At 38.3% G+C, this 26,835-nt stretch carries 28 protein-coding genes and 1 other annotated feature; of the genes, 4 read left to right on the top strand and 24 right to left on the bottom strand.

The window, feature by feature from the left end:
• The first annotated feature begins 4 nt into the window (after positions 1-4).
• A complete protein-coding gene (gene spoVB / locus JMM81_RS01020; RefSeq protein ID WP_256239649.1) occupies positions 5-1,594 on the top strand; it encodes a stage V sporulation protein B in 1,590 nt (529 codons plus the stop codon).
• A 40-nt stretch (positions 1,595-1,634) separates the two neighbouring features.
• Here spoVB and JMM81_RS01015 read toward each other — a convergent pair whose 3' ends face one another.
• Complete coding sequence (locus JMM81_RS01015) at positions 1,635-2,276, bottom strand: DUF421 domain-containing protein (protein ID WP_256239648.1); 642 nt, start codon at positions 2,274-2,276, stop codon at positions 1,635-1,637.
• A 310-nt stretch (positions 2,277-2,586) separates the two neighbouring features.
• Between JMM81_RS01015 and JMM81_RS01010 the strand changes: the two genes are divergently transcribed.
• Positions 2,587-2,976, top strand: a complete 390-nt coding sequence (locus JMM81_RS01010) for a TIGR04086 family membrane protein (protein WP_256240283.1) — start codon at positions 2,587-2,589, stop codon at positions 2,974-2,976.
• Between the two features lie 74 nt (positions 2,977-3,050).
• Here JMM81_RS01010 and yajC read toward each other — a convergent pair whose 3' ends face one another.
• From yajC to nadB, 13 genes are all read right to left on the bottom strand, one after another.
• A complete protein-coding gene (gene yajC, locus JMM81_RS01005) occupies positions 3,051-3,320 on the bottom strand; it encodes a preprotein translocase subunit YajC (RefSeq protein ID WP_256239647.1) in 270 nt (89 codons plus the stop codon).
• A 27-nt stretch (positions 3,321-3,347) separates the two neighbouring features.
• On the bottom strand, positions 3,348-4,487 hold the full coding sequence (gene tgt / locus JMM81_RS01000; protein WP_256239646.1) for a tRNA guanosine(34) transglycosylase Tgt: 1,140 nt from the start codon (positions 4,485-4,487) through the stop codon (positions 3,348-3,350).
• 45 nt (positions 4,488-4,532) lie between these two features.
• A complete protein-coding gene (gene queA, locus JMM81_RS00995; RefSeq protein ID WP_256240282.1) occupies positions 4,533-5,561 on the bottom strand; it encodes a tRNA preQ1(34) S-adenosylmethionine ribosyltransferase-isomerase QueA in 1,029 nt (342 codons plus the stop codon).
• A gap of 198 nt (positions 5,562-5,759) precedes the next feature.
• Entirely contained in the window at positions 5,760-5,966 is a 207-nt protein-coding gene (locus JMM81_RS00990) for a DUF2905 domain-containing protein (protein WP_256239645.1), read from the bottom strand.
• Entirely contained in the window at positions 5,963-6,964 is a 1,002-nt protein-coding gene (gene ruvB, locus JMM81_RS00985) for a Holliday junction branch migration DNA helicase RuvB (RefSeq protein ID WP_256239644.1), read from the bottom strand. Before ruvB ends, JMM81_RS00990 begins: the two co-directional genes overlap by 4 nt.
• Positions 6,965-6,982: 18 nt before the next feature.
• Complete coding sequence (gene ruvA / locus JMM81_RS00980) at positions 6,983-7,594, bottom strand: Holliday junction branch migration protein RuvA (protein WP_256239643.1); 612 nt, start codon at positions 7,592-7,594, stop codon at positions 6,983-6,985.
• Positions 7,595-7,837: 243 nt separating this feature from the next.
• Positions 7,838-8,386 (bottom strand): BofC C-terminal domain-containing protein, encoded by a 549-nt coding sequence (locus JMM81_RS00975; RefSeq protein ID WP_256239642.1) that lies wholly within the window; start codon positions 8,384-8,386, stop codon positions 7,838-7,840.
• A 297-nt stretch (positions 8,387-8,683) separates the two neighbouring features.
• A complete protein-coding gene (locus JMM81_RS00970; protein ID WP_256239641.1) occupies positions 8,684-9,454 on the bottom strand; it encodes a YhcN/YlaJ family sporulation lipoprotein in 771 nt (256 codons plus the stop codon).
• Positions 9,455-9,618: 164 nt separating this feature from the next.
• Positions 9,619-10,599, bottom strand: coding sequence for a phosphotransferase (locus JMM81_RS00965; RefSeq protein ID WP_256239640.1), 981 nt, complete (start codon positions 10,597-10,599; stop codon positions 9,619-9,621).
• On the bottom strand, positions 10,583-12,538 hold the full coding sequence (gene safA / locus JMM81_RS22800; protein ID WP_309143467.1) for a SafA/ExsA family spore coat assembly protein: 1,956 nt from the start codon (positions 12,536-12,538) through the stop codon (positions 10,583-10,585). The genes JMM81_RS00965 and safA overlap by 17 nt, the downstream gene beginning before the upstream one ends.
• Positions 12,539-12,876: 338 nt before the next feature.
• On the bottom strand, positions 12,877-13,974 hold the full coding sequence (gene nadA, locus JMM81_RS00955; RefSeq protein ID WP_256239639.1) for a quinolinate synthase NadA: 1,098 nt from the start codon (positions 13,972-13,974) through the stop codon (positions 12,877-12,879).
• 50 nt (positions 13,975-14,024) lie between these two features.
• Positions 14,025-14,858 (bottom strand): carboxylating nicotinate-nucleotide diphosphorylase, encoded by an 834-nt coding sequence (gene nadC / locus JMM81_RS00950; RefSeq protein ID WP_256240281.1) that lies wholly within the window; start codon positions 14,856-14,858, stop codon positions 14,025-14,027.
• A complete protein-coding gene (gene nadB, locus JMM81_RS00945; RefSeq protein WP_256239638.1) occupies positions 14,827-16,389 on the bottom strand; it encodes an L-aspartate oxidase in 1,563 nt (520 codons plus the stop codon). The genes nadC and nadB overlap by 32 nt, the downstream gene beginning before the upstream one ends.
• A 308-nt stretch (positions 16,390-16,697) precedes the next feature.
• Here nadB and JMM81_RS00940 point away from each other — a divergent pair, with 308 nt between their 5' ends.
• Together JMM81_RS00940 and JMM81_RS00935 are read left to right on the top strand one after the other, a co-directional pair.
• On the top strand, positions 16,698-17,825 hold the full coding sequence (locus tag JMM81_RS00940) for an IscS subfamily cysteine desulfurase (RefSeq protein WP_256239637.1): 1,128 nt from the start codon (positions 16,698-16,700) through the stop codon (positions 17,823-17,825).
• Between the two features lie 26 nt (positions 17,826-17,851).
• The gene (locus JMM81_RS00935) at positions 17,852-18,400 is read left to right on the top strand and encodes a transcription repressor NadR (RefSeq protein WP_256239636.1); all 549 of its coding nucleotides are present in this window, start codon (positions 17,852-17,854) and stop codon (positions 18,398-18,400) included.
• 84 nt (positions 18,401-18,484) lie between these two features.
• Here the strand turns inward: JMM81_RS00935 and pheA are convergent, their stop codons facing one another.
• From pheA to JMM81_RS00885, 10 genes are all read right to left on the bottom strand, one after another.
• Positions 18,485-19,339: a prephenate dehydratase gene (gene pheA / locus JMM81_RS00930; protein ID WP_256239635.1), complete on the bottom strand. Its 855-nt coding sequence runs from the start codon at positions 19,337-19,339 to the stop codon at positions 18,485-18,487.
• Positions 19,340-19,563: 224 nt separating this feature from the next.
• On the bottom strand, positions 19,564-20,019 hold the full coding sequence (locus JMM81_RS00925) for an ACT domain-containing protein (protein WP_256239634.1): 456 nt from the start codon (positions 20,017-20,019) through the stop codon (positions 19,564-19,566).
• Positions 20,020-20,339: 320 nt separating this feature from the next.
• Entirely contained in the window at positions 20,340-21,629 is a 1,290-nt protein-coding gene (gene obgE, locus JMM81_RS00920) for a GTPase ObgE (protein WP_256239633.1), read from the bottom strand.
• Positions 21,630-21,674: 45 nt separating this feature from the next.
• Positions 21,675-22,211, bottom strand: coding sequence for a sporulation initiation phosphotransferase B (locus tag JMM81_RS00915; protein ID WP_256239632.1), 537 nt, complete (start codon positions 22,209-22,211; stop codon positions 21,675-21,677).
• 219 nt (positions 22,212-22,430) lie between these two features.
• Positions 22,431-22,724, bottom strand: coding sequence for a 50S ribosomal protein L27 (gene rpmA / locus JMM81_RS00910; RefSeq protein WP_256239631.1), 294 nt, complete (start codon positions 22,722-22,724; stop codon positions 22,431-22,433).
• A gap of 12 nt (positions 22,725-22,736) precedes the next feature.
• Positions 22,737-23,069, bottom strand: a complete 333-nt coding sequence (locus tag JMM81_RS00905; RefSeq protein WP_256239630.1) for a ribosomal-processing cysteine protease Prp — start codon at positions 23,067-23,069, stop codon at positions 22,737-22,739.
• An 11-nt stretch (positions 23,070-23,080) separates the two neighbouring features.
• Positions 23,081-23,389 (bottom strand): 50S ribosomal protein L21, encoded by a 309-nt coding sequence (gene rplU, locus JMM81_RS00900; protein WP_256239629.1) that lies wholly within the window; start codon positions 23,387-23,389, stop codon positions 23,081-23,083.
• Positions 23,390-23,403: 14 nt separating this feature from the next.
• Positions 23,404-23,483: a sequence feature (ribosomal protein L21 leader region), on the bottom strand.
• 174 nt (positions 23,484-23,657) lie between these two features.
• Complete coding sequence (locus JMM81_RS00895; protein ID WP_256239628.1) at positions 23,658-25,100, bottom strand: Rne/Rng family ribonuclease; 1,443 nt, start codon at positions 25,098-25,100, stop codon at positions 23,658-23,660.
• Positions 25,101-25,192: 92 nt separating this feature from the next.
• Positions 25,193-26,059 (bottom strand): M50 family metallopeptidase, encoded by an 867-nt coding sequence (locus JMM81_RS00890; RefSeq protein WP_256239627.1) that lies wholly within the window; start codon positions 26,057-26,059, stop codon positions 25,193-25,195.
• Positions 26,052-26,834 carry a M23 family metallopeptidase gene (locus tag JMM81_RS00885; protein ID WP_256239626.1) on the bottom strand — a complete coding sequence of 261 codons (783 nt, stop codon included), beginning with the start codon at positions 26,832-26,834 and terminating at the stop codon, positions 26,052-26,054. The genes JMM81_RS00890 and JMM81_RS00885 overlap by 8 nt, the downstream gene beginning before the upstream one ends.
• Position 26,835 lies beyond the last annotated feature (1 nt).

Raw genomic sequence — 26,835 nt, 5'->3', positions numbered from 1 at the left:
TGCAATGTCCAAGTTTTTAAAAGGGACCATAATTTTATTAGCAGCAGGACTTATTACACGTGTTTTAGGGTTTATTAATCGCATTGTAATTGCCCGCTTTATCGGCGAAGAAGGTGTCGGGCTTTATATGATGGCCTTTCCGACTTTTATTCTTGTCATTACACTTACCCAAATTGGTCTTCCTGTTGCTATTTCGAAAAATGTAGCAGAAGCTGAGGCGGTAGGAGATAAAGCAAAAGTTAAAAAAATCCTTGTTGTATCATTAGCAACGACGATCACACTTTCAGTCATTTTTACTCCATTGCTACTCCTAATGGCACCATTACTAGCTGAAACTCTTTTAACCGATTCAAGAACACTTCTACCTCTTTTAGCGATTGCCCCAGTTGTACCAGTAATCGCTATTTCGTCTGTTATTAGAGGCTACTTCCAAGGTAGACAAAGTATGAAACCTGTTGCATTATCACAAATGATCGAACAAGTTATTCGAATTGCCTTAATTGCTATCTTAACAAAAGCCTTTCTACCCTATGGGATTGAATACGCAGCAGCTGCAGCAATGGTCGCTTCTGTTATTGGAGAACTAGCTTCACTGATTTACTTAATTACATCATTTAAATTGAAAAAGAAATTTCGGGTCAGAAAACAGTTTTTCACCTATTTAAAATCCGGGAAAACAACCTTTCAAGAACTAATGAGTATTGGCATCCCCACAACCGGCAGTCGGATGATCGGATCTCTTTCCTGGTTTTTCGAACCAATCGTCGTTGCACACAGCCTTGCTATTGCCGGTGTTATCGCTGTTTCCGCAACAAAACAATATGGGGCACTAACTGGTTTTGCCCTGCCATTATTAATGCTCCCATCCTTTGTCACCCAATCTTTAGCCACTTCACTTGTGCCAGCGATTAGTGAAGCACATTCAAAAAACAATATGAAACTCGTAGAATACCTCCTGCAACAAGCACTTCGATTTGTCTTTTTAACAGGTGGACTGGCTGTCGTTGTCTTGTATGTTCTATCCGATCCATTAATGGAGGTGTTATACGGTTCAACAAGTGGAGCACATTTCATTCAATTAATGGCACCTTTTTTTCTTTTTTACTATTATCAAGGACCATTGCAAGCAGCACTCCAAGCACTTAATTTAGCTAGAGCTGCCATGATTAACAGTTTAATAGGAGCAGTCGTCAAAACAGCTGTGATTTTTTTACTAGCAAGCCAGCCTGCTTTTGGAATAAACGGGGTAGCCATTGGTTTGCTCGTTGGTTTCGTCCTCGTCACTTTGCTTCATTTTGCAACTGCACTAAAGGCGATCTCCTTTACATTTTATATACGGGATTATTTAAAAACCTTTTTTGTTATGGGTGTTTCCGGTTGGACAGGGTATTGGCTTTTACACCATCTCCCTTCGGAACAGCTCCTTTCATTTAAAGTTTTACTCGTTACAATAGCCATAAGTTTCGTCTATCTTCTATTGATTTTGCTACTCGGTTTATTGCAAAAAGAGGAGTTAAATCGGATTCCTTGGATTGGAAAGCCCTTATCAAAACTTGCTATATTTGGACAGCATCATTCTAGAATAAAACGATGAATAAAAAGGCCCCAAAAAGGTCCTTTTTGTTCATCATTCATTATTCATCAATCAAATCAATATAAAATTCTCCATTTTGGAAACTACAAAATGATATCTTTTTTATGTCAGGGTACCCTCTTTTTTTCAAATTTTGTCTAAGCCATAACTCTGTTTTATTCACGTAATTCAAATGATCTTGTTGCACCTTCCCATCAATAATAAGAGGAAGTGTTAAATCGCCTTCTTGTTCTTCCTTTTCAAAGACAGACAGTTTTCCAGAAGGTTCGAGAATAGCAAATTCAACATCAGCAATATTATGTACATTCTTTTCTCTCAGTTGTTGTAATAAATCATCGAAATTATATCGTTGCTTACTCATCGCTTTTTCATCTATTTGACCTTGATTGATAATAATGGTTGGAGAACCGTCAATTACATCCCTAAACTTTTTACTTTTCAACGACAGTTGTGCCGTTAAAATTTGAATGAGCATTAATAAAATAATGGGTACAATTGCTTTCATTATCTCTATGTTCGTTTTATCAATCGCCATAACAGCCATCTCAGCGATCATAATATTGACCACTAAGTCAAATACACCTAATTCACCAATTTCCCGTTTCCCCATTAAACGAAAAACAAATAATATCAAAAAATATAAAAATAGAGTCCGAAATATCACGATGAGATAGTCGTTCATATTCCCTTTCCCCTTTCAAATTCTCCATGCTTAGTGTGCGCTCTATTGATAAAATCATAATAGGAAATCTTGTTTTTTATTTTGACAAGTAAGAAAAACACAAAGCGCCCACCTATTGGCTTGTGTTGTGATCTCGAGCGGATGACTCCTGGAGCTAGACCACACTGATCAATTCAGAAATTTTATATTTTCTTATCTTATAAAAAAGAGGTTATGATTCTATTTATAAACATTTCCGAATATGCATGTACAAAGGGAACAGGCTGATATTGACTTGCCATCAGCCTATGACTGAAAGGAGAGATTGGTCATCGAAGATTCAAAAAACCTTGGTAGTGCTGTGTTATACGGAACTTTAACTATTTTTATTTTGGCCGTTGTCAGTAGCTTAATTTTTGCCTTTTTATTAAGATTTACTTCCTTACAAGAATCATCCGTACAATATATCATCACGGCGATCTCTTTTATTTCTATATTTGCAGGTGGTTTTATTTCAGGTGGAAAAGGAAAACAAAAAGGCTGGTTGCTTGGTGGATTAACTGGGATCGTCTACTCAGCAATTATTTTTCTCTACCAGTTCTTAGGTCTTGACAGCCTATTTTCTTTTGAGCAAATTATTTATTATATTTGCTATATTTTAATTGCAATGATGGGTGGGATTTTAGGAGTAAACATGGGAGGAAAATCACAAGCAACATAAAAAAGGACATAAGAAAACAGGAAGCATAGAATATCGCTTCCTGTTTTCTTATGTCCCAGACCTATTTATCGATATTAAGATTGAGCAGATTCTACAATATCACGAACTGCATTTCTGTCATATGTAAGACGACTTCCATCTCCACATTTAATCACGACCTTACCCTCATCAACCGCATCAACAATTCCATGCAGGCCTCCGATTGTAACAATCTTATCTCCCTTTTTTAACTCGTTCTGCATTTGTTGAACAGCTTTTTGCTTTTTTTGCTGTGGACGAATTAATAGGAAATAAAATAGAACAAACATTAAAATAATAGGACCTAAAGTTCCCAATATATCCATTTCTTTTTCCCTCCTTTCAACATCTATTTAAAAGTTCCTGGCATTTGGTTCATTAAAACCGTACTGCTCAAAAAACTCTTCTTTAAAGTCCCCCAGTCGATCTTCTAAAATCGCTTGTCTGACTTGTTCCATTAATTTTACCAGAAAATATAGGTTATGATAAGATGTTAAACGAATTCCGAATGTTTCATCACAACGTATAAGGTGACGAATATAAGCCCGACTGTAATTACGGCATGTATAGCAATCACAATTCTCATCAATCGGACCGAAGTCCTTCGCATACCGGGCATTTTTAACAACAAGACGACCACTTGATGTCATCAACGTTCCATTTCTCGCAATTCGAGTTGGTAAAACACAATCAAACATATCAATTCCACGGATTGCTCCATCAATCAATGAATCTGGTGAGCCAACGCCCATTAAATAGCGTGGCTTATTTGCTGGTAGCAGTGGTGTTGTATAATCAAGCATACGATTCATAATATCTTTCGGCTCTCCAACAGAAAGCCCCCCAATCGCATAACCCGGAAAGTCAAGTGATACAAGATCACGCGCACTTTGTTTGCGTAATTCTTCATACTCTCCACCCTGGATAATACCAAATAACCCTTGATCATTCGGTCTTTCATGTGCTTTCAAACAGCGTTCTGCCCAACGTGACGTTCTTTCAACTGATTTTTTCATATAATCATATTCTGCTGGGTATGGCGGGCATTCATCGAAAGCCATCATAATATCAGATCCGAGCGCATTTTGAATCTCCATTGCTTTTTCTGGTGAAAGAAAAAGTTTGTCGCCGTTTAAATGATTTCGAAAATGAACCCCTTCTTCTTCAATTTTACGGAACTTACTTAAACTAAATACTTGAAAGCCACCAGAATCGGTCAAAATCGCACGATCCCAATTCATAAATTTATGCAGGCCTCCAGCCTCTTTTACGATATCATATCCTGGACGTAGCCACAAATGATAGGTATTGCTTAAAATAATCCCAGCACCCATTTCCTTTAGTTCTTCAGGTGACATCGTTTTAACCGTCGCTAATGTTCCGACCGGCATAAAAGTAGGTGTATCAAATGACCCATGTGGCGTATGTACTCGCCCAAGGCGGGCACCTGTTTGTTTACACGTTTTGATTAATTCATATGTTACTGCAGTCAAGAAAGTATTCTCCTTTCAAACCTAAATGGCCTATCTCGTTGCAACTTAAATAATGAGCATCGCATCTCCAAAACTAAAGAATCGATAACGCTCTTTTACGGCTGTCTCATAAGCATGTAACACAGACTCTCTACTTGCTAATGAACTGACCAACATAATGAGCGTTGATTTTGGAAGATGAAAATTAGTAATCATACCATCAATGGCTTTAAACTCATATCCTGGAAAGATGAATATATCCGTCCAACCGCCCATAGCTTGAAATTTGCCATCACAAGCCGAAGCAATAGTTTCAAGTGTACGTGTCGAAGTCGTACCAACCGAAATAATCTTCCTTCCTGAGCTTTTAACCTCATTTAACAAGGCCGCAGTTCCTTCTGACATTTGATAATATTCGGAATGCATTTTATGTTGATCAACCTCATCCACACTAACAGGTCTGAATGTCCCTAAGCCTACATGCAAGGTGATAAAAGCAATATGTATACCCGCTGCTTGAATCTCTTCAAGCAACTCTTCCGTAAAATGAAGTCCCGCAGTTGGTGCTGCAGCAGACCCTCTTTCACGCGCATAGACTGTTTGATACCTGTCTTGATCATCCAATTGTTCTTTAATATAAGGAGGCAGTGGCATCTTCCCTAATTGATCCAGTACTTCATAAAAAATCCCCTCATATTCAAAATCAAGAATCCTCCCACCTTGCCCGAGTTCCTCTACACAAACAGCAGATAATAAACCATGACCAAAGTAGATTCTTGTCCCTTTTTTTATTCGTTTAGCTGGTTTGACGAGCGTCTCCCAGCGGTCACCCTCTTGCTGTTTCAACAATAAAACTTCTATTTTAGCCCCTGTTTCTTCTTTTTCACCAAATAGGCGAGCAGGCAAAACCCTCGTATCATTTAAGACAAGACAGTCACCCGGTTGTAGATAGTCTTTAATCTGTTTAAACACATCGTGTTCGATCGTACCGGTTTCTTTATTTAACACCATGAGCCTGCTACTTGAACGATCAGCTAATGGAGTTTGAGCAATTAATTCCTCTGGTAAGTGAAAATCAAATAAATCTACTTTCATCATGTCACCCTATCTAATCAAATTCGCCCCGCCGAATTTGCGCCCGGATTTTTATCGAGCTCACTCGATAAATGACCGTAAAAAATCGCAAGGCTCGCCGGAGGCTTAACTTCATTCAGTGGGGGTTTAACCCCCGAGTTTTTGCATTCATCCCCGACTTACAGAAGTGGAGGACTTCTGCTGAATGAAGTTAACGGTTTAACGAAACTTTCCAATAAAATAAAAAATCAGTGACAGCACAACACTTAAAACAATTGAAGTCACTATAGGGAAGTAAAAGGTCGTGCTCCCTTTCTTGATCACAATATCACCTGGCAATTTTCCAATTTGGATAAATTGCATCAGCAAGCCGATAATGAAAATGACTACACCAACTGTCATCAGTAGTTTGCCAATCCCTGTCAATCTTTGGGCACCTCCAGTCCTAAATGACGATAAGCTAAATTTGTCACTAGCCTTCCTCTTGGTGTCCGCTGTAGAAATCCAATCTGTAAAAGATATGGTTCATAGACATCTTCAATCGTCGTTGCTTCTTCACCAATGGTTGCGGCAATCGTTTCAAGTCCAACTGGACCACCACGGAATTTCTCAATAATCCCTCTTATTAATTTATGGTCAATATGGTCTAACCCTAAACGGTCAACTTGAAGAAGTTCAAGTGATTCTCTAGCCATCACTTCATCAATGCGGCCATTTCCACGCACTTGAGCAAAGTCACGGACTCTTTTTAAAAGGCGGTTCGCAATCCTCGGTGTTCCTCGTGATCGACTGGCAATTTCCGAAGCTGCCTGCATATCAATCTCTGTTTCCAAAACTTCTGCCGTTCGAATCACAATTTCTTTTAAATCGTCGGTCGTATAATATTCAAGTCGACTGTGAACCCCAAATCGATCTCGTAAAGGAGCTGACAAAGAGCCTGCTCTCGTTGTTGCTCCAACAAGCGTAAAGGGTGGTAAATCAAGTCTTACAGAGCGAGCACTTGAACCTTTACCAATCACAATGTCGAGACAAAAATCTTCCATGGCTGGGTACAGTACTTCTTCAATCGACCGCGGCAGACGATGAATCTCATCGATAAATAACACATCTCCTGGTTCTAATGCCGTTAAAATTGCGGCTAAATCACCTGGTCGTTCAATGGCTGGCCCTGCCGTTGTTCGAATATGAACATCCATTTCATTAGCAATAATAACAGCAAGAGTTGTTTTTCCAAGTCCCGGTGGACCGTAAAGGAGAACATGATCTAAGGTTTCTTGACGAAGCTTAGCGGCTTCAATAAACACGGATAAGTTTTCTTTTACTTTATCCTGTCCAATATACTGTTTTAATGTTTGTGGACGAAGACTTGTCTCAAAAGATATATCCCCTAGCTCGGCTTCACTTGAAATAATTCGTTCTTCCATTCCTCATCACCCCCAAGCTTACGACCTTAGCAGCATTTGCAGACCCTTTCGAATATACTGGTCGGTCGTAAGAGACTCTTTTTTTAATTCAGGAGAGATTTTTTTAATTTCTCTCTCTGAATAACCAAGAGCTACTAAAGCCAGAACAGCTTCCTCAAACTCTTCATATTGACTGCTTGACGTTTCATTATGTTCCGGCTGAAATAAATTCGGTACATAGTCTGGCAATAGATCTGGTAGCTTCCCTTTTAAATCAAGAATCATCTGTCTTGCTGTTTTTTTGCCAACACCTGGGAATTTAACAAGAAAAGCCTCATCCTCATTCTCAACGGCTTGAACAACCTGCTGAGGTTCACCAGAAGCTAGGATCGCAAGGGCCCCCTTTGGGCCAATTCCCGTTACATTTAAGAGTTTCATAAACAACGTCTTCTCTTGACGTGACTGGAAACCATATAAAGCGAGAATATCTTCTCGAACATATGTATAAGTATAGATGTTCACTTCTTGACCAGAGTATTGTGTGTAAATAAAAGGATTCGGTGCTGCAATTTGATAGCCCATCCCATTATTTTCAATCACGATATATTCAGGTCCAATATATTGAACCGTTCCTTTAATAAATTCGTACAATTTATCTTCTCTCCTCTGAATTGCTGTACATCATTTTATCATACAATATATAAGGGATTAAGAAAAATGTTATAGTTTTCAAATTATTCTCCATTGATTTCAAGGTTTCCTAATATACCCTGAAATCAATGGGGATTTTAACCGAGACAACAAAAAAGAACCAGTGTGACCGGTTCTTAAATTTGATCATGATAGATAGAAGGCATTCGTAGTCTCAGTTAATTAAAGGGCTTCGTATGCCTTCTAATTGGCTTGCTTTTCTTTTGTGTATGTTTTAAATATTTCTAATACTTCTACATAACGATCTTTTGTTTTAATGGGAATCCCTTTTTTCAATTCATTTCTTTTATGGCTCTCAAGCTTTCCTACATCAATTTGAAAAAAAGATTGGATAATATGAGATTTATATGGCTTCCCATTAAAAATGGATAATATTCCATCATTTGTAATTCCAAAATAACCATTTGCTTTTAATAAGGGGGAGATATCATCCATTTCCTTATGAAAGACAAGCTTTTTGTTTTCTATTCCCGTAAATTTCCATTCTTCATATTTAGCCCAAAAGTTCTCCATTGAATAGATTGTTTCTGTGACCGTCTCTTCACTAATTTCTCCATCCAAATACATACATTTCAATTGAATTTCTACCTCTATAGGAGCTTTTATTTCTTCTTTAGATTGATTGTTCGCAAACGCTACTTTTTGAATCCCCCCTAGGGAAACCTCAGCTAAAATGATCACCCAGACAGCTACAAATAGGGCAACTATTCGAACTAACCTTTTCGTTTGCATAGACGATCACCTCGTTTTGGAATAGAAGACACAGCTTTTAAATACATTCTGTATCCTAACAAACGCTAGCTTCAACACTTATACTTTTTTGTTAACTCATTACTATTTTGACCATTTTTTTCATACTTATCCTCATCTCAGAGAGAAAATAAAAAAGTCTAAGAGATGAGGAGTCCTTTCTGATTACAGGTCAAACAAGACAATAAAAAAAACAGAGCAAAGCCATTGCTTCACTCTGTTTTTATATCAAAAATAAATGACTAGGATCCATACAAAATTTTCTTATTTCTAATATCGCTAGTTATTGCGATTAGATTGGGGAACGTTTTCCATTTCTTTGTCTAAAGGCTCTTTTGATCTACCCTTTCTTAAATCATGATCGATCACTTTTATGCGATTAAATTGACTTTCATTTGTCACAATTTGAGCTGTTCTTCCACTTAAAAGGGGATTTACAGCCTCTTGAATATCTTTTTCTGTTTCTTCAACTCTCATTTTATCATTAAGTCGAACCGCAATGATGACCTTTTCATCATCAACAAAGGCTTGTGCTTCTTTCACATTTTCTACATTTTCAGTTGCCTGTGTAATTCGTTTGCTATAGTCCCCTGCATAACCATTGTAATAACTTTGACGTGTTGGCTGATTCGCCATATACATATGTCCGTGATAATTTACGTCACTTCTACCTAAAGTGGGATCTCCTGTGTTTACACCATCAGGGAGGATGTCTCTTAAGGTATTGTTCGTCATTTGATTGTTTACCATATGACTATTTATTAATTGCTTATTATTTTCATTATTCACGCGCAAATATCTTTTATTTGTTTCTCGTTCTACACCCCATGTATGGTCCATAATTTCTACAGCAGGCCCATCATTGTCAGAGCCATCCAACAAAACGGCATTTCCACCATTGCTTTCATGTTCCTCATTTGAATAATACCCCATCGGCATTGTATTTTCTGTTCGCTTATCTTGAAATGCAGTCTCATCATCTTGACCACAACCGGTCAAACCGACTATGAAGATCGTCGAAAGCATCCAAAGTTTTCGATATTGTTGCAAAGCAGTATCACCTCTCCGCTAATGATGAGCATAGAGCTGATTTTATCCCTTTTATCAAAAAATCCAAATAAAAGACCCATTGTGGATAAAGCCTATGCTCTCCATTAGGATGTGAGAGAACTACCTTTTTCATTCTGTCAGTTGCCACCATTTTTTGATTATAATCATTCAACCAATTGCACTAATTCATGATAAAAGGATCTTCTCTTTTCAAACTGACCTAAGGTTAACTCCATAATAGGACGAACTTTTTGTATATTATTGTACATCCGCTCTCTTACCAGACGATTCCATTCGCGAAAAATATCTGTTGGGAAGCCCAGTGCATACAAAAATACTTTTTGTTGAAGATAAGGTTGAAACAGCTCAAAAGAAGCTAACTCCTTTGACGACCATTCCAAAAAAGGAAGAATTCGGTTTGCATATTGCAAATAATCAACTGCCTCGGGACCTATGCTAACTAAATCAAAGTCAATTAAAAATAATTCCCCATCTGAAGTTCTTAAAAAGTTATGATGTGCGACATCACCATGTAATATGACTGTTCGTATTTGATCCAATGAATGCTCTTCTTTCTTCAAGCCAGCTAAAGACCACTCAGCCCATTTAAGTAGTTCCTGAATGATTTCTTTTTTTAAAAAGAAGGATAAGAATGAAAGATTATCTTTAAACAATTGGTATCTTTCCTGCCATTTATCAATTAAATGAAAAGAAGGCAGGATCGTTTTGTAGCTACCAATTAGTTTTACTGAACGTTCATGAAAATTTTGCAATAACTGAAGGCCTTCATGACAATTTTCTCTTGAATCATAATAGAATGTTTGGTCTCCTTTTTCAAGATACTCTATGCAACCATAGTAATGCGATTTGAAATATAAACTTTGTTCCTTAGAAAAGGTATAAAAAGAATACGTATAGGGAAATCCTGCTTTTTTTAGAGAATGAGTAAAAGCCTCCTGAATTTTCAATCTTCGAAGGGATGAGAATCCTTTTATAACAAATTGTAAATCATTTGCTTTTGCTATATATACATTCTTTCTTAGCCTACTCAATGTATGGATTTGAAAAGGCAAGTGATCGTTCAAATAAGAGAGGAGACGATTATGAAAACGATCGTCTCCTCTAAATTTATCCGTTAAATTCACTGCTTTCCTCATCGTGTGTGGCTTGGGCTTGATATTCAGACCCTGGACCGAACCTGTAAGGATTACCGTATGGAGACTGTGGAGCATACCCATCATACATATTTGGTGCAAAAGGTGGCTGACCGTATCCCATTTGTGCTGGATTAAACCCACCATGCGCAAATGGGATTTGTTGTCTATGCATCATTTGTGGTTGGTAATACCCTGGTTGGACTCCGTATCCTTCTAAATCATGAGGAGTCTTCGGCCCCCCACATCCACAATCTTTCTCATGCGACGGGAGTGACTGATATCCTTGCATAGGTTGGTGCATTGGCATTTGATGGTGCATCATCTGGCCTGACATGAATGGAGATGGTACTCCCATTTCTGCTCCTTGAACTTGTGGTGCGTACTGCTGACCATAGTCTAGGGGAGAAGGGGCTGCCATAGTTTCTCCACCCATCACTGGCATTTGCGGCATGAAAGGAGATGACTCTTCAAACATACCTGGACTTTCTGCAACACCAGGCATCATTCCATACGGCATTTGCTGTTCTGGCATATAGGCATCTTGAACCGGCGAATATGGCATTTGCTGTTCTGGCATGTATGCACCTTGAACCGGCGAATATGGCATTTGCTGTTCTGGCATGTATGCACCTTGAACCGCTGGATATGGCATTTGCTGTTCTGGCATATAGGCACCTTGAACCGCTGGATATGGCATTTGCTGTTCTGGCATGTGTGCACCTTGAATCGCTGGATACGGCATTTGCTGTTCTGGCATATAGGCACCTTGAACCGCTGGATACGGCATTTGCTGTTCTGGCATATAGGCACCTTGAACCGGTGGACATGGCATTGGTGGCGGTGGCATGTGTACACCTTGAACCGGCGGACATGGCATTGGTGGCGGTGGCATATAGGCACCTTGAACCGGCGGACATGGCATTGATGGCGGTGGCATATAGGCACCTTGAACCGCTGGATATGGCATTTGCTGTTCTGGCATGTGTGCACCTTGAACCGCTGGATATGGCATTTGCTGTTCTGGCATGTGCTCACCTTGAACCGGCGGATATGGCATTTGCTGTTCTGGCATGTGCGCACCTTGAACCGGCGGATATGGCATTTGCTGTTCTAGCATGTGTGCACCTTGAACCGACGGATATGGCATTTGCTGATATCCTGGATAACAAGGATCTTGACAAGGATTATGGACAGGATAATAATTTGGCTTTGGCATATATGGATACATTGGCTGGTACTGACCTCCTACATTTTGATCAATTGGTGTTTCAATAACAGGCATTTCCTCAATTGGTGATTCTTCTTCTATTACCGGCGCTTCCTCCACCGGTTTTACTTCTGGAAGAACATTTATCGGCTTTGGTGGGAGTTGTGGTGGGAGTTGTGGTGGGAGTTGTGGTGCGACTTGTGGTGGGACCTTTGCTTGTTCATGAACATCTACATTTGCCATGTTCATCATAAAATAGTTATTTATATCAATTTCTGGGATGGCTGGCTGCGGCATTTTCGGAATGTAAGGCTTTTTTGGTTTTTCCATTATTTTCTTTGGAGAAACTGGCTTTTTCTCCACCGGTTTTTCCTCTATTTTTTCTTTTGGCTTTTCTTTTACTGGCTTTTCTTTTGGTATTTCGACTGGGATTTCTTCAATCGGCGTTATCGGTTTTTCTTTTGTAAACGGATGCTCTTGCTTCGGCATTTCCTTTTTGCTACCTAAATTGATTTTTGTACCTGGCGAACTTGAGGTCCCAATTGGAGCTTCTTTTTTTATATTACCTCCTGATGTAGGGACTTTTATTTTCATACCGGGCATAATCATATCAGGGTTGCTGAGCTGTGAATTCATCTTTTTTAGCTCTTCAAAATTCACGCCGTACTTCTTGGCGATCTTCCAAAGAGTATCCCCTTTTTGTACGATATGGATTTTCACTCTGATTTCCCTCCTATGCGTAAGTCCATACAGTCTATGTTAAAGTGGGCAAATTGCTAACTAACTACATAAAAATTTATGCTGTCTTTTAAACAAATATGATTATGTGTGAGTTTATTCGTAATTTTGAGGGGGATATCCGTGATTTTCATATACTTATCCGTCTTTTCAAGGTCGATATCCGTTATTTCCGTATAGTTATCCGTCTTTTCAAGGTCGATATCCGTTATTTCCGTATAGTTATCCGTCTTTTTACTCAAAAAATCCGGTATCAGGCACCTGCAAAAGACGAATATCTTTTTCAGGTGCCTGATACCGGATCAGTACTATACTTTTATTTATCGTTGAAGCATTCGGTCTAGTGCTAGTTTTGCTTTTTGGGCAACTTCAGCTTCTACTTTAATAATGTTTTTCGTATCTCCCTGTTCAATGGAGTCAAGACTCCACGCTAAATGAGGAAGATCAATACGATTCATCGTTAAGCACGAACACATATAAGGATTCAAAGAAATAATATGCTTATCTGGATGTTGCTGGATAATTCGATTGACTAAATTCTGTTCCGTTCCAATCGCCCATGAAGTCCCAGGCTCAGCCTTCTCAATGGCATTAATAATATAATTCGTAGAACCTGCCAGATCACTTAACCCCACTACTTCACGAGAACACTCAGGGTGAACAATAATCTTCATATCAGGGTGCTGCTCCCTAACACTGTGAACATTTGCTACAGTAAAGTTTTCATGTACCGAACAATGTCCTTTCCACAAGATCACTTTCACATTTTCTAGAGAACCTTCATATTCAAATTTGTTTTCAATTGGATTCCAAACAGCCATTTCATTTAATGGAACACCTAGATTGAAAGCTGTATTACGACCTAAATGTTGATCAGGCAAAAATAAGATTCTTTCCTTCTGTTCAAAAGCCCAAGAAACCATTTTTTCTGCATTAGAAGAAGTAACCGTCGCTCCTCCATGCTCTCCAACAAACGCTTTAATCGCGGCTGTTGAATTCACATAGGTTAATGGAATAATGGTATCACCAAATGTATCCATTAATACTTCCCATGCTCGTTCTGTCTGATGAATATCTGCCATATCAGCCATCGAACAACCCGCACGCATATCTGGTAAAAATACTTTTTGATCTTCTGTTGTCAAAACATCAGCTGTTTCCGCCATAAAATGCACCCCGCAGAATGCAATATACTCTGCATCCCGGTTTTCAGCAGATAACTGGGCTAACACTAAAGAATCTCCCGTTACATCAGCAAATTGAATGACCTCATCCTTTTGATAATGATGACCAGGTATAAATAAACGATTGCCTAATCTAGCTTTCACTTCTCTTACCTTGTTCTCAAGCTCTTCTGTAGACATCTGTTTATACATTTCTGGAATCATATTTCCACTAATTGTTTGTAAAATAGACATTTCCCCACACCCCTTTAATAAAGAATGAAAATTTCTAAAAAACCAGTCTTCTATCCGATTTGAACCTTTACACTAATATCAAGAGCTTTCACTGTATGTGTTAAAAAGCCAAGCGAAATCACATCTACACCGGTATCGCTGTAACCTGCCAAATTGTCAAAGTTAATCCCACCAGATGCTTCTGTTTTAATCTCATCAGGAACAAGTCCAATCCATGTTTTAATTTCCTCCGGCTTACGATTATCAAACATAATGACATCTGCTTTTGCCTCAACGGCTTCCATCACCTGTTCTTTCGTTTCGGTTTCCACTTCAACCTTCACCATATGACCAAGCTGAGAACGCGCTTTTTCAACCGCCTTTGTAATCGATCCGGCAAAGGAGATATGATTATCCTTAATCATCACCGCATCATAAAGCCCGAAGCGATGATTTACTCCACCACCACATTGAACCGCATATTTTTCAAGCATCCGAAGACCTGGGGTTGTTTTTCTTGTATCCGTAATTTTTGTCTTTTCACTGTTTAAAATCGAAACAGCTTCATTTGTTTGCGTCGCAATGCCACTCATTCTTTGGACAAGATTAAGCACGACCCGCTCTCCTTGCAAAAGACTCGAAACATTCCCCTTAACTGTTGCAAAAGTTTGACCGATTTCAATTCGATCACCATCACTCACTTTTAGATCAATTTCAACCTTATCATCTAAAATAGGGAATCCAGTACGGATCACATCTTCACCGCAAAAAATACCATTATCCTTTGCGATAAAAACAATTTCACCCATTTCTTCTCCAAAAATTGACTCACTTGTCACATCACGGTCACCAATATCTTCTAAAAAAAACTGTTCAAGTTGTAAGCGCAACTTCAATTTGTTCAACATTATCACCCTTTATTTGTTGGATAATTTGTTTCGTTTCCCAGCTCTTATCCTCATTCGGATAATCTTTGCGGAGATGCCCTCCACGACTTTCTGTTCTTGCTAACGCAGACTTTGTCACAATCCACGAACAGATTAGCATAAATACTTTATTTAATTCTTCCTCTGATAAATGATCTAAATCGGCCTCAAGCCATGCTTCTACTTCGAAACCTTCGAGGAAATCTAATTGTTTTTCTAAAGAAGCCTTTGTCCGAACAATCCCAGTCCGGTCCATCATCGTTGTTTTTAAAGACCTAATATTTGGCAGTTTACTAGGAGAAGAAGTTATTTTTCCTCTATCTAGAACTTTATATGATCGCTCCAAATGTCTTGTTGATTGATTAATATAGTTTGCTAAATTTTTTCCAAAAAACAACCCTTCCAATAAGGAGTTGCTCGCAAGTCGATTCGCACCATGTACACCTGTGCAGGCCACTTCACCAATAGCATATAAGCCTGGAACTGTCGTCCTACCAGATAAATCCGTACAGATTCCACCATTTAAAAAATGGCATCCAGGTACGACAGGGATTTTTCCACTCTCTATATCAACACCATGCGCCTTACAGATAGAAGCAACCGTTGGAAAATATGATTCAAAATGTTCAATGGAAGAGATATCTAAATAAACAGAATGTCCTTGTTTCATTGTCTTATAAATCGTTTGTGAGACGACATGTCTCGGTGCCAAATCTTTATAGGGATGAACATTTTCCATAATAAAAGTGCCATCCTCAGTCACTAACCTTGCTCCCTCACCTCTTACAGCTTCTGAAACAAGTCCTACACCTTTCCCTCCTGCATATAAAAGGGTAGGATGAAATTGAACAAATTCCATATCAGCTAGCTCAGCTCCTGCACGATAGGCAAGTGCAAGCCCATCTCCAGTGACCGTTTCAGCACTAGATGTAAAACTGTAAATTTGCCCTAGACCACCTGTCGCGAAGACAACATGATCTGCCAATATTTGAACGGAATGTCCGTCCTTACTCTTTCCTTTAACTCCAATACATCTATTATGACTCATGATTAAATCATAAACTGTCATATTTTCAATAATATTTATATGGCTAAGTTGTGATTGTAAAAAATCAATGATCGTTTTCCCTGTAGCGTCTCCACCACCATGAACAATTCTTTTCTCACTATGAGCACCTTCTAAACCGAGCTTAATATTTCCTTGGGCATCGCGATCAAAACCGCATCCTTCTAATAAGAGTTCATTTATTAATTGGGGTGCTTCTTTGGTCATTAAAGAAACAGCCTCATGATGATTATGATAACGACCAGCTTCTAACGTATCTTGATAATGTTTATATGGATCATCGTTGGCAGATAACGCAACAGCAACTCCCCCTTGAGCTAAGTAAGAGTTACTTTTTGTAACAGATGATTTTGTGAGAATTATCACATTCAAATCATGACTTAGCTTTTTTGCTAACTGTAAAGCCGCTATTCCGCTGCCAATGATAATTACATTTGCTTGCATTTCTCTTCATCTGCCCTTCTCCAAGTTAACAAGTGTCTTGACACATATATTTACATAGATTTAAACTAATGACAAGTGTTTTTTTCTGATTTTCCATTCATTCGCTCACTTCAACCCTATGAAACACGCTTTCCTTGCTACTAGATTACTTACTCGAATCAAGTGTTTCGAGCATTCTTTATCTTCATTCTTTTAAAATCTTATTTCAGTTCTATTAATTTATCGATCATGGCTGCTTCTTTCTCTTAAATGATTTTTTACTAATAGTTAGATTAAGCCTAATACTAATAAAAAGTTGGTGAAATGTTTTGAAATACTTTGATTATGCTGCAACCACTCCACTTGATTCTCAAGCGGCTCAAACCTTTGTTGAAGTGGCTACAAAATACTATGGCAATACCGGAAGCCTTCATGATATTGGTAGTACAGCAAAAGATTTATTAGAAAATTGTCGTCAAGAATTTTCCAACCTACTAGGTGCCTCAAAGGATGGGGTTTTTTTTACGAGCGGTGGTTCAGAAAGTAATCACCTTGGTATCCACGCACTCTTATCTGCTAAGAAAAAAGAGGGATTCCATATTATTTCTAGCATAGCGGAACATTCATCGATTCGAAGTACGTTGGATTCCTTATCCTTAAAGGGCTATGAAGTAACCCTCTTACCGCTAAATGAAGAGGGACAGATTGAACTTGAATCGGTAAAAAAAGCAACAAGAGAAGACACTGTTTTAATCGCTATTCAACATGGAAATTCAGAAATTGGCTCCCTACAGCCAATTGAAGATATTGGAAAATGGTGTCAAAATCAGAAAATTTTACTCCATAGTGACTGTGTTCATACATTCGGCAAAATAGATCTACGAAAGCTTGTGAAAGTGGTAGATAGTTTATCCCTTTCCTCGCATAAGTTTTATGGACCAAAAGGGGTAGGTGCGGTCTATGTGAATCCAAAGCTTGCATGGAAACCACATTATCCTGGTACCACTCACGAAAATGGTTTTAGACCTGGAACCGTAAATGTTCCAGCTATTGTGGCAATGACAGTTGCCGCGCAACATAATGTTAGTCAACAACAAGAAAGATTCATCCACGCAGAGAAGCTGCGTCAATTACTACTTTCTATGCTAGATAGGACAAAAGAACCTATCACCATCTATGGTGGCGTCGGAGTTCAACAATTACCGCACACACTTGGATTACGCCTTCATGGACTTGAGGGACAATGGGTAATGCTTGAATGTAACCGACTTGGATTTGCCATCTCTACGGGAAGTGCTTGTCAAACCGGGCTTACTTCTCCTTCAAAAACGATGATGGCGATGAATATCCCAGATAAAATTGGCAAGGAATTTGTCCGCATTTCTTTTGGATATCATACAACTGAACAGGACGTTACGGCTTTAGGAGAAGCACTTATAAGAATCATTCACAAATAATAAATCTAGACAAGGAGGGATAAAAAGTGAAGGAACAAAAGAAAATCCTAGGTGAAGAAAGACGAACACTTTTACTTTCCCTTTTAAAAGAAAGTAATCAACCATTAACTGGAAATGAATTGGCTACAAAAACGAATGTCAGTCGGCAAGTAATTGTTGGGGATATTACATTATTAAAAGCAAGAAACGAACCCATTATCGCAACAAGCCAAGGCTATTTATATATAAAGAATGTCTCACCTACTACTGTTTACGAACGCACAATAGCTTGTAGCCACCCTCCCGAAAAAACAGAAGAAGAATTAAATATTTTAGTTGATCATGGGGTAACAGTGAAAGATGTAAAGATTGAACATCCTGTTTACGGTGACTTAACAGCTTCGATCTTAGTTTCAAACCGAAAGGAAGTAAAACAATTTATAAAAAAAATAAAAGCAACAAAATCTTCTTATTTGTTAGAGCTAACGGATGGTGTTCATCTTCATACCATTAGTGCACCAACCGAAACAGCATTAGACGAAGCGGAAGAAGCCTTGCGAGACGCACACTTTTTAATTGAACCAAGTGAATACTAAAAAAGCCGACATATAAACATGTCGACCTATAAAGTAAATCTTCCATCAGCGGTTTTCTTCATCTCCTACTGATGGAAGTCTTTTTTATCCTTGTAACTGATAATAAGGATAACTTCCTAATATTTTTACATGACAATCAAGCGCTTCTAATTCAGAAATAGCCCCTGGAATCAATACTTCGTCAAGCATCGTATCAATATCAATAATAAAGAAATAATTTCCAAGTCCAGTTTTTGTTGGTCTGGACTCAATTTTAATTAAGTTCAGGTTTCTCCATGAAAACGCTGATAATACTTGATGAAGCGCTCCTGAACGATCAGATGGCAATGTCACCATGAGCGTTGTTTTATGGCCAATAAAGTTAGGTCTTTCAGTAGACAGTCTTAAATCTTGTTTCGATAAAAAGACAAAACGAGTACGATTGTAATCAAAGTCATGAATATCTGGTTTCGCAATGGCCAGACCATATTCTTTCGCTGCTAATTCATTGGCTATAGCTCCAATCGGTAACTCAGGATTCTCCATAACAAATTGTGCTGCAGCTGCTGTTGATGTCACACCCTCTGCTTTTGTATCCTTTAACTCATGATGCAAGAATTTATGACATTGTGCAATGGCATGGGAATGGCTGTACACCTTTTTTATTTCTTGCCATTGATGGAGTTGATCTGGATGTACGAGAAAGTGTTGGCGAATGGGAGCTGATATTTCGCCTCTAATAGGTAAATCAACTTCATGAATCAAATAATCAAGGGTAATATTAACTGACCCTTCTAGAGCATTCTCAAGCGGTACAACCGCTATATCAATTTCATCATTCACAACAGCGTCAATACAGTCGGGAATAGTTGTATAGGCGATGGCCTCATATTCTGGAAACATTTCACGAACTGCTAAATCTGTAAAAGTTGCTTTTGGACCTAAATAACCTGTTTTCAATGTAAGTATTCTCCCTATTTTATATTTTAGAAATACTTTACCACGATAAAAATTAAATGTACATCCAAATTGTTCTAGTTATTATAATTTACATAAGAAAAATGCAACACTCCGCCTACTAACTCAAGCTAGAATCACTAGCCATCAACTAGACCACAAGAGATTTTACGAGCGATTTATTATTGTAACCACAACAAAAAAGGCGATGATACAAGCACGTGTGATCACGCACCTGAACCAAGCACCTCTACTTTTTCAACAAAGTCCAAACGTCTTAACTTTGTTAGCAGCTCTTCTATATCCATTTCCATCCCTGCTGTATTAATGGAAAGAGTCACATTCGCTCTCCCTTGTAATGGGATGGTTTGATGGATTGTTACCAAATTACAGCCTGATGAAGCGACAAGGGTTAAGAGATGTGAAAGGGTTCCAGAACGATCCTCCAAATAAAAAAACAAGGTAATAAGACGTTCCTTTACTATCGTGTGAAAAGGGAAAATAGTATCTCGGTATTTATAAAATGCACTTCTGCTTAAATCAACACGCTGTACAGCATCCCAAACCGATTCAACTCTTCCCCGTTCAAGCATTTCCTTTGCCTCAAGCGTTTTCTTCATCGCCTCGGGTAACACATCTTCCCTTACTAAATAAAACTTTTTATCAGCTTTATTTTGTTTCATTCCTCTCCCCCCAATAACAAAAGCGCAGGGCGCCCGCCTATCGGCAAAAAACACAAGACGAGCCTCACAGAAAAGTGTTCTTTACCTTTCTCAGAGGATTGGCTTGTGACCTCGAGCCGATAGCACCTGGAGCTAGACCGCTATCTCAGTTCAGAAAAGTTATACTTTCTTACCTAATAAGAAAAGCGCAAGACGCCCGCCATCGAAGAGCTTACACTAAAAAGCCACATCCATATAGCCCCACCATTACTTGTATGTCCTGTACGGCGAAGCTACAGCATTTTCTATTGTAGTCTTTTCTTATACTAGTCCAAATTTGCCTATTCGATAAATTCAAACTCAAATTCCATTAGCTTGACAATATCGCCGTCTACTGCTCCTTTTTCACGTAATGCCTCATCAATTCCCATACCACGAAGTTGGCGAGCAAAACGCTGTACAGACTCATCTCTTGAAAAGTCAGTCATTTTAAATAACTTTTCAACAGCATCTCCACTCAAAATAAAGCTACCATCCGGACCTCTTGTAATCTCAAACTCCTTCTGTTTGGCTTCATGTTTGTAAAGAACATGATGTACACCATCATCCTCAGTATCAGCTTGCAACGGGAACTCTGGTGTTTCTGAGATCTTATCTGCAATTGCAAATAACAGTTCTCTTAACCCTTTCCTTGTCACAGCCGATATAGGAAAAATAGGATAATCATCTTTCAACTTCTTTTTAAACTGTGCTAGGTTTTCATCAGCCTCTGGCATATCCATTTTATTCGCTACAATAATTTGTGGTCTTTCAGTAAGACGTAAATTATATTGCTCTAATTCGTTATTGATTGTGACAAAATCCTCGTAAGGATCTCGACCTTCCATTGAAGCCATGTCAATTACGTGGACAATGACTCTTGTACGCTCGATATGCCGTAAAAATTGATGTCCTAGTCCGACTCCTGAATGGGCACCTTCAATAAGTCCAGGTAAATCTGCCATGACGAAACTTCTATTATCTTCTGTTTCGACCATACCAAGATTTGGAACAATGGTTGTAAAATGGTATTCTGCTATTTTTGGTTTAGCAGATGAAACCACTGATAACAACGTTGATTTTCCAACACTAGGAAAACCTACGAGTCCAACATCAGCTAAAAGTTTTAATTCAAGAACAATATCTCTTTCCCGACCAGGTTCACCATGCTCTGAGAGCTCAGGAGCTGGATTAGCGGGAGTCGCAAAACGACTATTACCTCGGCCTCCTCGGCCTCCTTTAGCAATAATAGCACGCTGACCATGCTCGGTTAAGTCGGCAATCACTTCACCCGTGTTAGCATCGGTTACAACAGTTCCAGGCGGGACTTTAACAACCATGTCCTTTGCACCTCTACCATGTTGGTTTTTGGACATTCCATGCTCACCGCGCAATGCTTTAAAATGGCGTTTATAGCGAAAATCCATCAGTGTTCGTAAACCTTCTTCTACTTCAAAAATGACGTCTGCACCTTTACCGCCATCTCCACCAGCAGGTCCACCCTTTGGTACGTATTTTTCACGGCGAAAAGCGACCATACCGTTACCGCCATCTCCGGCTTTTACATAAATTTTAACTTGATCGACAAACATATTTCTAATCCTCCCGTCAATAATTTGGGACGGCAAACTAACTTATCACTTATAAGACATAAAAACCTCAAGCGTTAACTCTAGCTCTGAAATTTCAAACTGTTTCACTATGATCCCAAATGAAGTATTTTGCAAAAATTGTTCAATTAATTCTTTCTCTTCTATTATTCCACAAAAATCAAAAAAGAAACGAAGTCCTTCTTGCTGCGGTTCAATCGTTAGAAATAAATGATTATCCGAATAGAGCTTTGCAGCTTCACTTAAACAAGCAAAGAACTTTCTTGTCCAATTTGCAAGTTCTTTATCATCAAGACCTTCACATTTTAATCCATCGATCACTTCGAATTCAAGCTGAAATGAAGTATTTTTCCAATTATGAGTTAATAGTAATACTGTAAAATAAGGAAGATTCAAGTTCGTAACTCTCGTTTCATTCTGGGTCTCAATGACGATTTCTCCGATAATTTCCTTTGCCCGCTCGAATTTCCCTAAATCTAAATTACCCTTAATTAATTGCAACTTATTTAACCAGTCATGGCGTACATGACGAAGCACCTCGGCCGTATTCCATTCATTTTCCATAATCTATTTATACCCCACACATTTATTGAATGTCAGAAGACTACTTTTTGTTAGTATATCAAAAAAGTTAGAGAGAGTAAGTATTTTAGAGGAAAAAGAAGTATCTGAAATGTTAAATTATGATAAAGAAGTACCTGAAATATTAAATTATAATGTTTATAGTATGTCTCCATCTACAAAGAAAACTCTAACCAAAACGGTTAGAGTTTTCTGACATGATTACGCTTCTTGAGCTTCAGGATATACGCTCACTTGTTTACGATCACGACCTACACGCTCAAACTTAACAACGCCGTCAACTTTTGCGAATAGTGTATCGTCTCCACCACGGCCAACGTTTACTCCTGGATAGATTTTCGTACCACGTTGACGATAAAGAATGCTACCGCCTGATACGAATTGTCCATCCGCACGCTTAGCGCCAAGACGCTTAGAGATTGAGTCACGACCGTTTTTTGTAGAACCTACTCCTTTTTTAGAAGCAAAAAACTGAAGATCTAATTTTAATAACATGTATTCCACCTCCTACTTTTTGAAGGTTATTTTTATATGTTCTCCGTATTGTTCCTCAATCGTTTGTAAGGAAATTACCATTCCTTTAAGAAGGAGTTGAACTTTTTCTTGAACATCTTCCGAAATTTTTTCCGGAATGATACAACTCAAGAAACCATCATCACTCTGCTCGATATGAGGGATAATTCCTGTTAACTCGTGAACAGCATTGATGCTACCAAAGGATATAGCAGATGCACCTGCACAGACAATATCTTGACCATGATCCGCAAATAATGCATGTCCGCTCATTGTAAATGATTGAATCAATTCAGACTCGTTACGATGTATCGTAATATTTATCATCGTGTCAAACCTTAAGCGTTGATTTTTTCAACAACAACTTTAGTGTATGGCTGACGATGACCTTGCTTTTTATGGTAGTTTTTCTTCGCTTTATATTTGAAAACAATGATCTTCTTTTGACGACCTTGTTTTTCAACTTTAGCTGTAACTGTAGCACCCTCAACAACTGGGCTTCCTACTTTTACACTTTCTCCACCAACAAAAAGAACTTTATCAAAAGTAACTGTTTCTCCTGCTTCAGCGTTTAACTTTTCAATGTAGATTTCTTGACCTTCTTCTACTTTGATTTGCTTACCGCCTGTTTCGATAATTGCGTACATGAACTTGCACCTCCTCATAAACTCAGACTCGCCAATTACAGGCGTTTTGCTAGAGCAAAAACTTACAACCTGTTCTGAGCGGTTGTAGCACAGGTGCTACAAACATAACAATAAAATATTACCATATAGAAGAGATCTCGTCAATATGAAAAGAGGACTTTACATAGACAAAATTCCTATCTCATCTATTCTAATTTTCTCTTTGGACTCTTAGAAGGATACGTTCCGTTACTATTTACCTTTATTTCATCATCGATAAGTGCCCTTTCTATCGAAGTTTTCCAATATGATAAAAAGGTTGATCACTCGTCCGGATCGTAAATGTAAAAGTAAAACCTAATAAGTCTTCTAACCTCTTACTATGAATATTTTGCTCTCCACAAAACACCTTTTTTACCTCGTCTGTTAATTCAATCACAACTTCTTCAATATCCCCGTTACGATATTCATAAAGCTCTCTTTCAAGGCGAAAGGCTATCGTTTCAGCACTTGCGATTTTTCCTGTCCCTTCACATAGTGGGCATTTCTCCTTCAGACTTTCAGAAAGGGAGACCTTTGTCTTTTTTCGTGTTAGCTGTAGAATACCAAGCGGAGTAAAACCGAGGATATTGGTCCGCCGGCCATCTTTTTGTAATTCCTTTTGCATTACTTCCATCACTTGATTACGCTCATGATCGTTTTTCATATCAATAAAATCAATTAAAATCATTCCACCAAGATCACGCAGGCGAATTTGCCTTGCTGTTTCTATCGCTGCCAACCTATTTGTTTTTAAAATGGTATCCGCTATATCATGCTTTCCTGAAAACTTGCCAGTATTCACATCAATAATGGTAAGCGCCTCGACTTCATCCATAACCAAATAAGCACCATTATCAAGCCAGACGATTCGTTTTAAAGCTTTTTCAAGTTCACCATCAAGATGATAGACAGAAAAGATATTTTCTTTAGCTGTATGCAAACTAATAGGTAGGAGCGGGAATATTTTTTTTAGATTGTCTACTAATTCACGTTCATCCACGATCATCTCAACAGAGTCAGAAATGGGTTTGATTTCTGCTATCATATCTGTGAAGAAGTGATCCTGCTCATATAATTTCCCCGTTTTCTTCATTGACTTTGCTTTGCTTTCAAGCTCATCATACACGCTACGAAGTTCATCTAATTCAACTCTAATCTCCTGTTCAGAGGCCGACTCACTACTTGTTCGAAAAATAATTCCCTCTTCCTTTTGTTTAATCTCATAGCCAAACCGACGACATCTCTCTCTTGCTTCAAACTGCTCTATTTTTTTTGAAACTGCTACATATCTTCCTTTAGGCATATAAATTAAATGGTTTCCCGAAAGTTCAATCACAGCTGTTAATCGTGGTCCTTTTGTTCCGGTTGCATCCTTTTCCACTTGAACCATCAGCCTTTCTCCTTGATGAACAAAAGATGAAATACCACGTTTTTCTTTTTGACCCTTCTCTTCTTCCGATTGGACAAAAGAAGCTAGTTTGTTACGATGAATAAAACCATTCTTCCCTTCACCAATGTCAACAAAAGCCGCATTCATTCCGGGAAGAACTTTTGTAACCGTACCCATATATATATTTCCGACAATAGAAGCGTGTTTGGGCTGCTTCACCACTAGCTTCTCTACTTTTTGATCCTCTAAAAGAGCAAAACGTTTTTCCCTTGTTAAATAATTAACAATCAATTTTTTCAAATCACATTCCTCGCTTTTCGCATTTAAAAACGAGTGGCTCTCCCTAAGGCAAGCCACTCGCTTTTTGTCATCTTTCCCTTTATTATGCTTATTTAATAAGGATAAAGCAACTCCCCAATTTTAGCTGAAAGCATTTTTTGAGAAAAATAAGCATGGAGCAATTCATTTTCATCCAATTGTTCGCTTTCCATGCCCTTCCTTTCAATGATAATTGAATGCTTACATCCTCGTTGAAATTGTTCAAGGACATGGATAACAGACTCATCTTCTTTCACATGAATCGGTTTTAATGTTTCAAACTCCATTTTATTTCCATAATATCTTTCCAGTAAAAATCGGACAAAAACATATCGTCGTTGTTTCCATTCAAAATAAAGAGAAAAAGCGAGGAAACTAATTACGATCCATAAATTCAAATTAATTGGTTGTATGAAAAGTAAAAGTAATGAAAAAAACGAAAGACTAGAAGCAGATATCCATAAGGTTTTCCGCTGAGCTTCAGGAAAGGGTTCATGAAGTGATCGCCATAAATAAACAAGTTTCCCTCCATCCAGTGGCCAAATAGGGAGTAGATTAAATACAAGTACCATAATATTAAATTCAATAAATTTTCCATAAAGGTCATCAGGCATCCAGGATAGTTGATAAAGAATAAAGGCAACTCCCATCATCCAGACATGCTGCAGTGGACCTGCTATCGTGACAATGACTTCTTCTTTTAGCGGCCTATTACCATGTTCATCCATTTCAACTACTCCCCCAAATGGAAGCAGTGAAATTCGTTTGATGCGCCAAGAAAAAAAAGATGCGGCCAATGCATGCCCAAGTTCATGAATCGTGATAATAAACAAAAAAAGGGAAAGTTCAATAAAATGAGCCGTTATAATCGCTAAAGCCATCACAAACCATAACAATGGATGTACATGAATATATTGCAACAAGCTTAACCTTTTAATCAAATTGAATCACCCGAATTGGATCAACAAAATCTTCACCCTCTTTTATGGCAAAATAAAAGGAGCTATTTGTTCCATCCTCATAATCAGTCGCTTTTCCTACCGTGGTTCCTTTTTCAATATATTGGTAGAGAGAAACATCAATAGAACTTAAATTTCCGTACCATGCGTAACTTTTATCAGGATGTTGGATCACAACCGTATTACCGAACCCCTCTTTCTGTCCAATAAAACTAACAAGCCCACCATCCATTGCTTCAACTGCTTCCCCTTTACCAATTTCGATCGCAATTCTTTGTCCATTTTCACCAAACTCTTCTAAGATTTTCCCCGAGGCAGGTAAGGCATATTGTTGTTTAGAATTCCTATTATTGACTTCCAACTTATCTTGCTCCATAGATGGTAATAATGCTAATGGCTTGCCAAATGCACCTTCATACCAATTAGAAACAGCCGCAAATTGGAATTCCTCATTCATAGATTTTGTGACAAACTCTCTTGCTGGCTCTAAAGCAGGTGTTTGATTACGAAACATAATGGCAATAATCAGCACCAGACATGCAGAGGCTAGTACTTTAAAAATAAATATTTCTTTACGAAAAAGTGGATGATGTTCTTCTTCAATAGGACCACTTTCATACGATCCCATTTTTTCAAAGCCATAACGCTCCTCATCTTCTGTCCACGGAAGTCGTGATTCAATCTGCTTCGTCATCCGCTCTCGTTGTTTCTTTCGTTTCTCAATCCTTTTTCGAATATCATCACTTCTTGAACTCATG

This window comes from Bacillus sp. V3B (assembly GCF_024494465.1).
In the GTDB taxonomy this organism is placed as follows: domain Bacteria; phylum Bacillota; class Bacilli; order Bacillales; family Cytobacillaceae; genus Bacillus_BD.
This window is presented reverse-complemented; position numbering and strand designations above follow the sequence as displayed.

Bases quoted from the DNA above. Each gene is read 5' to 3' on its own strand.
- obgE (WP_256239633.1), bottom strand. From the start codon at position 21,629: ATGTTTGTCGATCAAGTTAAAATTTATGTAAAAGCCGGAGATGGCGGT.
- rpmA (WP_256239631.1), bottom strand. From the start codon at position 22,724: ATGTTATTAAAATTAGATCTTCAGTTTTTTGCTTCTAAAAAAGGAGTA.
- spoVB (WP_256239649.1), top strand. From the start codon at position 5: ATGTCCAAGTTTTTAAAAGGGACCATAATTTTATTAGCAGCAGGACTT.
- nadA (WP_256239639.1), bottom strand. From the start codon at position 13,974: ATGTCTATTTTACAAACAATTAGTGGAAATATGATTCCAGAAATGTAT.
- JMM81_RS00905 (WP_256239630.1), bottom strand. From the start codon at position 23,069: ATGATAAATATTACGATACATCGTAACGAGTCTGAATTGATTCAATCA.
- ruvB (WP_256239644.1), bottom strand. From the start codon at position 6,964: ATGGAAGAACGAATTATTTCAAGTGAAGCCGAGCTAGGGGATATATCT.
- nadB (WP_256239638.1), bottom strand. From the start codon at position 16,389: ATGCAAGCAAATGTAATTATCATTGGCAGCGGAATAGCGGCTTTACAG.
- JMM81_RS00925 (WP_256239634.1), bottom strand. From the start codon at position 20,019: ATGAAACAAAATAAAGCTGATAAAAAGTTTTATTTAGTAAGGGAAGAT.
- JMM81_RS00885 (WP_256239626.1), bottom strand. From the start codon at position 26,834: ATGAGTTCAAGAAGTGATGATATTCGAAAAAGGATTGAGAAACGAAAG.
- JMM81_RS00915 (WP_256239632.1), bottom strand. From the start codon at position 22,211: ATGGAAAATGAATGGAATACGGCCGAGGTGCTTCGTCATGTACGCCAT.
- rplU (WP_256239629.1), bottom strand. From the start codon at position 23,389: ATGTACGCAATTATCGAAACAGGCGGTAAGCAAATCAAAGTAGAAGAA.
- queA (WP_256240282.1), bottom strand. From the start codon at position 5,561: ATGAAAGTAGATTTATTTGATTTTCACTTACCAGAGGAATTAATTGCT.
- JMM81_RS01015 (WP_256239648.1), bottom strand. From the start codon at position 2,276: ATGAACGACTATCTCATCGTGATATTTCGGACTCTATTTTTATATTTT.
- yajC (WP_256239647.1), bottom strand. From the start codon at position 3,320: ATGGATATATTGGGAACTTTAGGTCCTATTATTTTAATGTTTGTTCTA.
- JMM81_RS00975 (WP_256239642.1), bottom strand. From the start codon at position 8,386: ATGCAAACGAAAAGGTTAGTTCGAATAGTTGCCCTATTTGTAGCTGTC.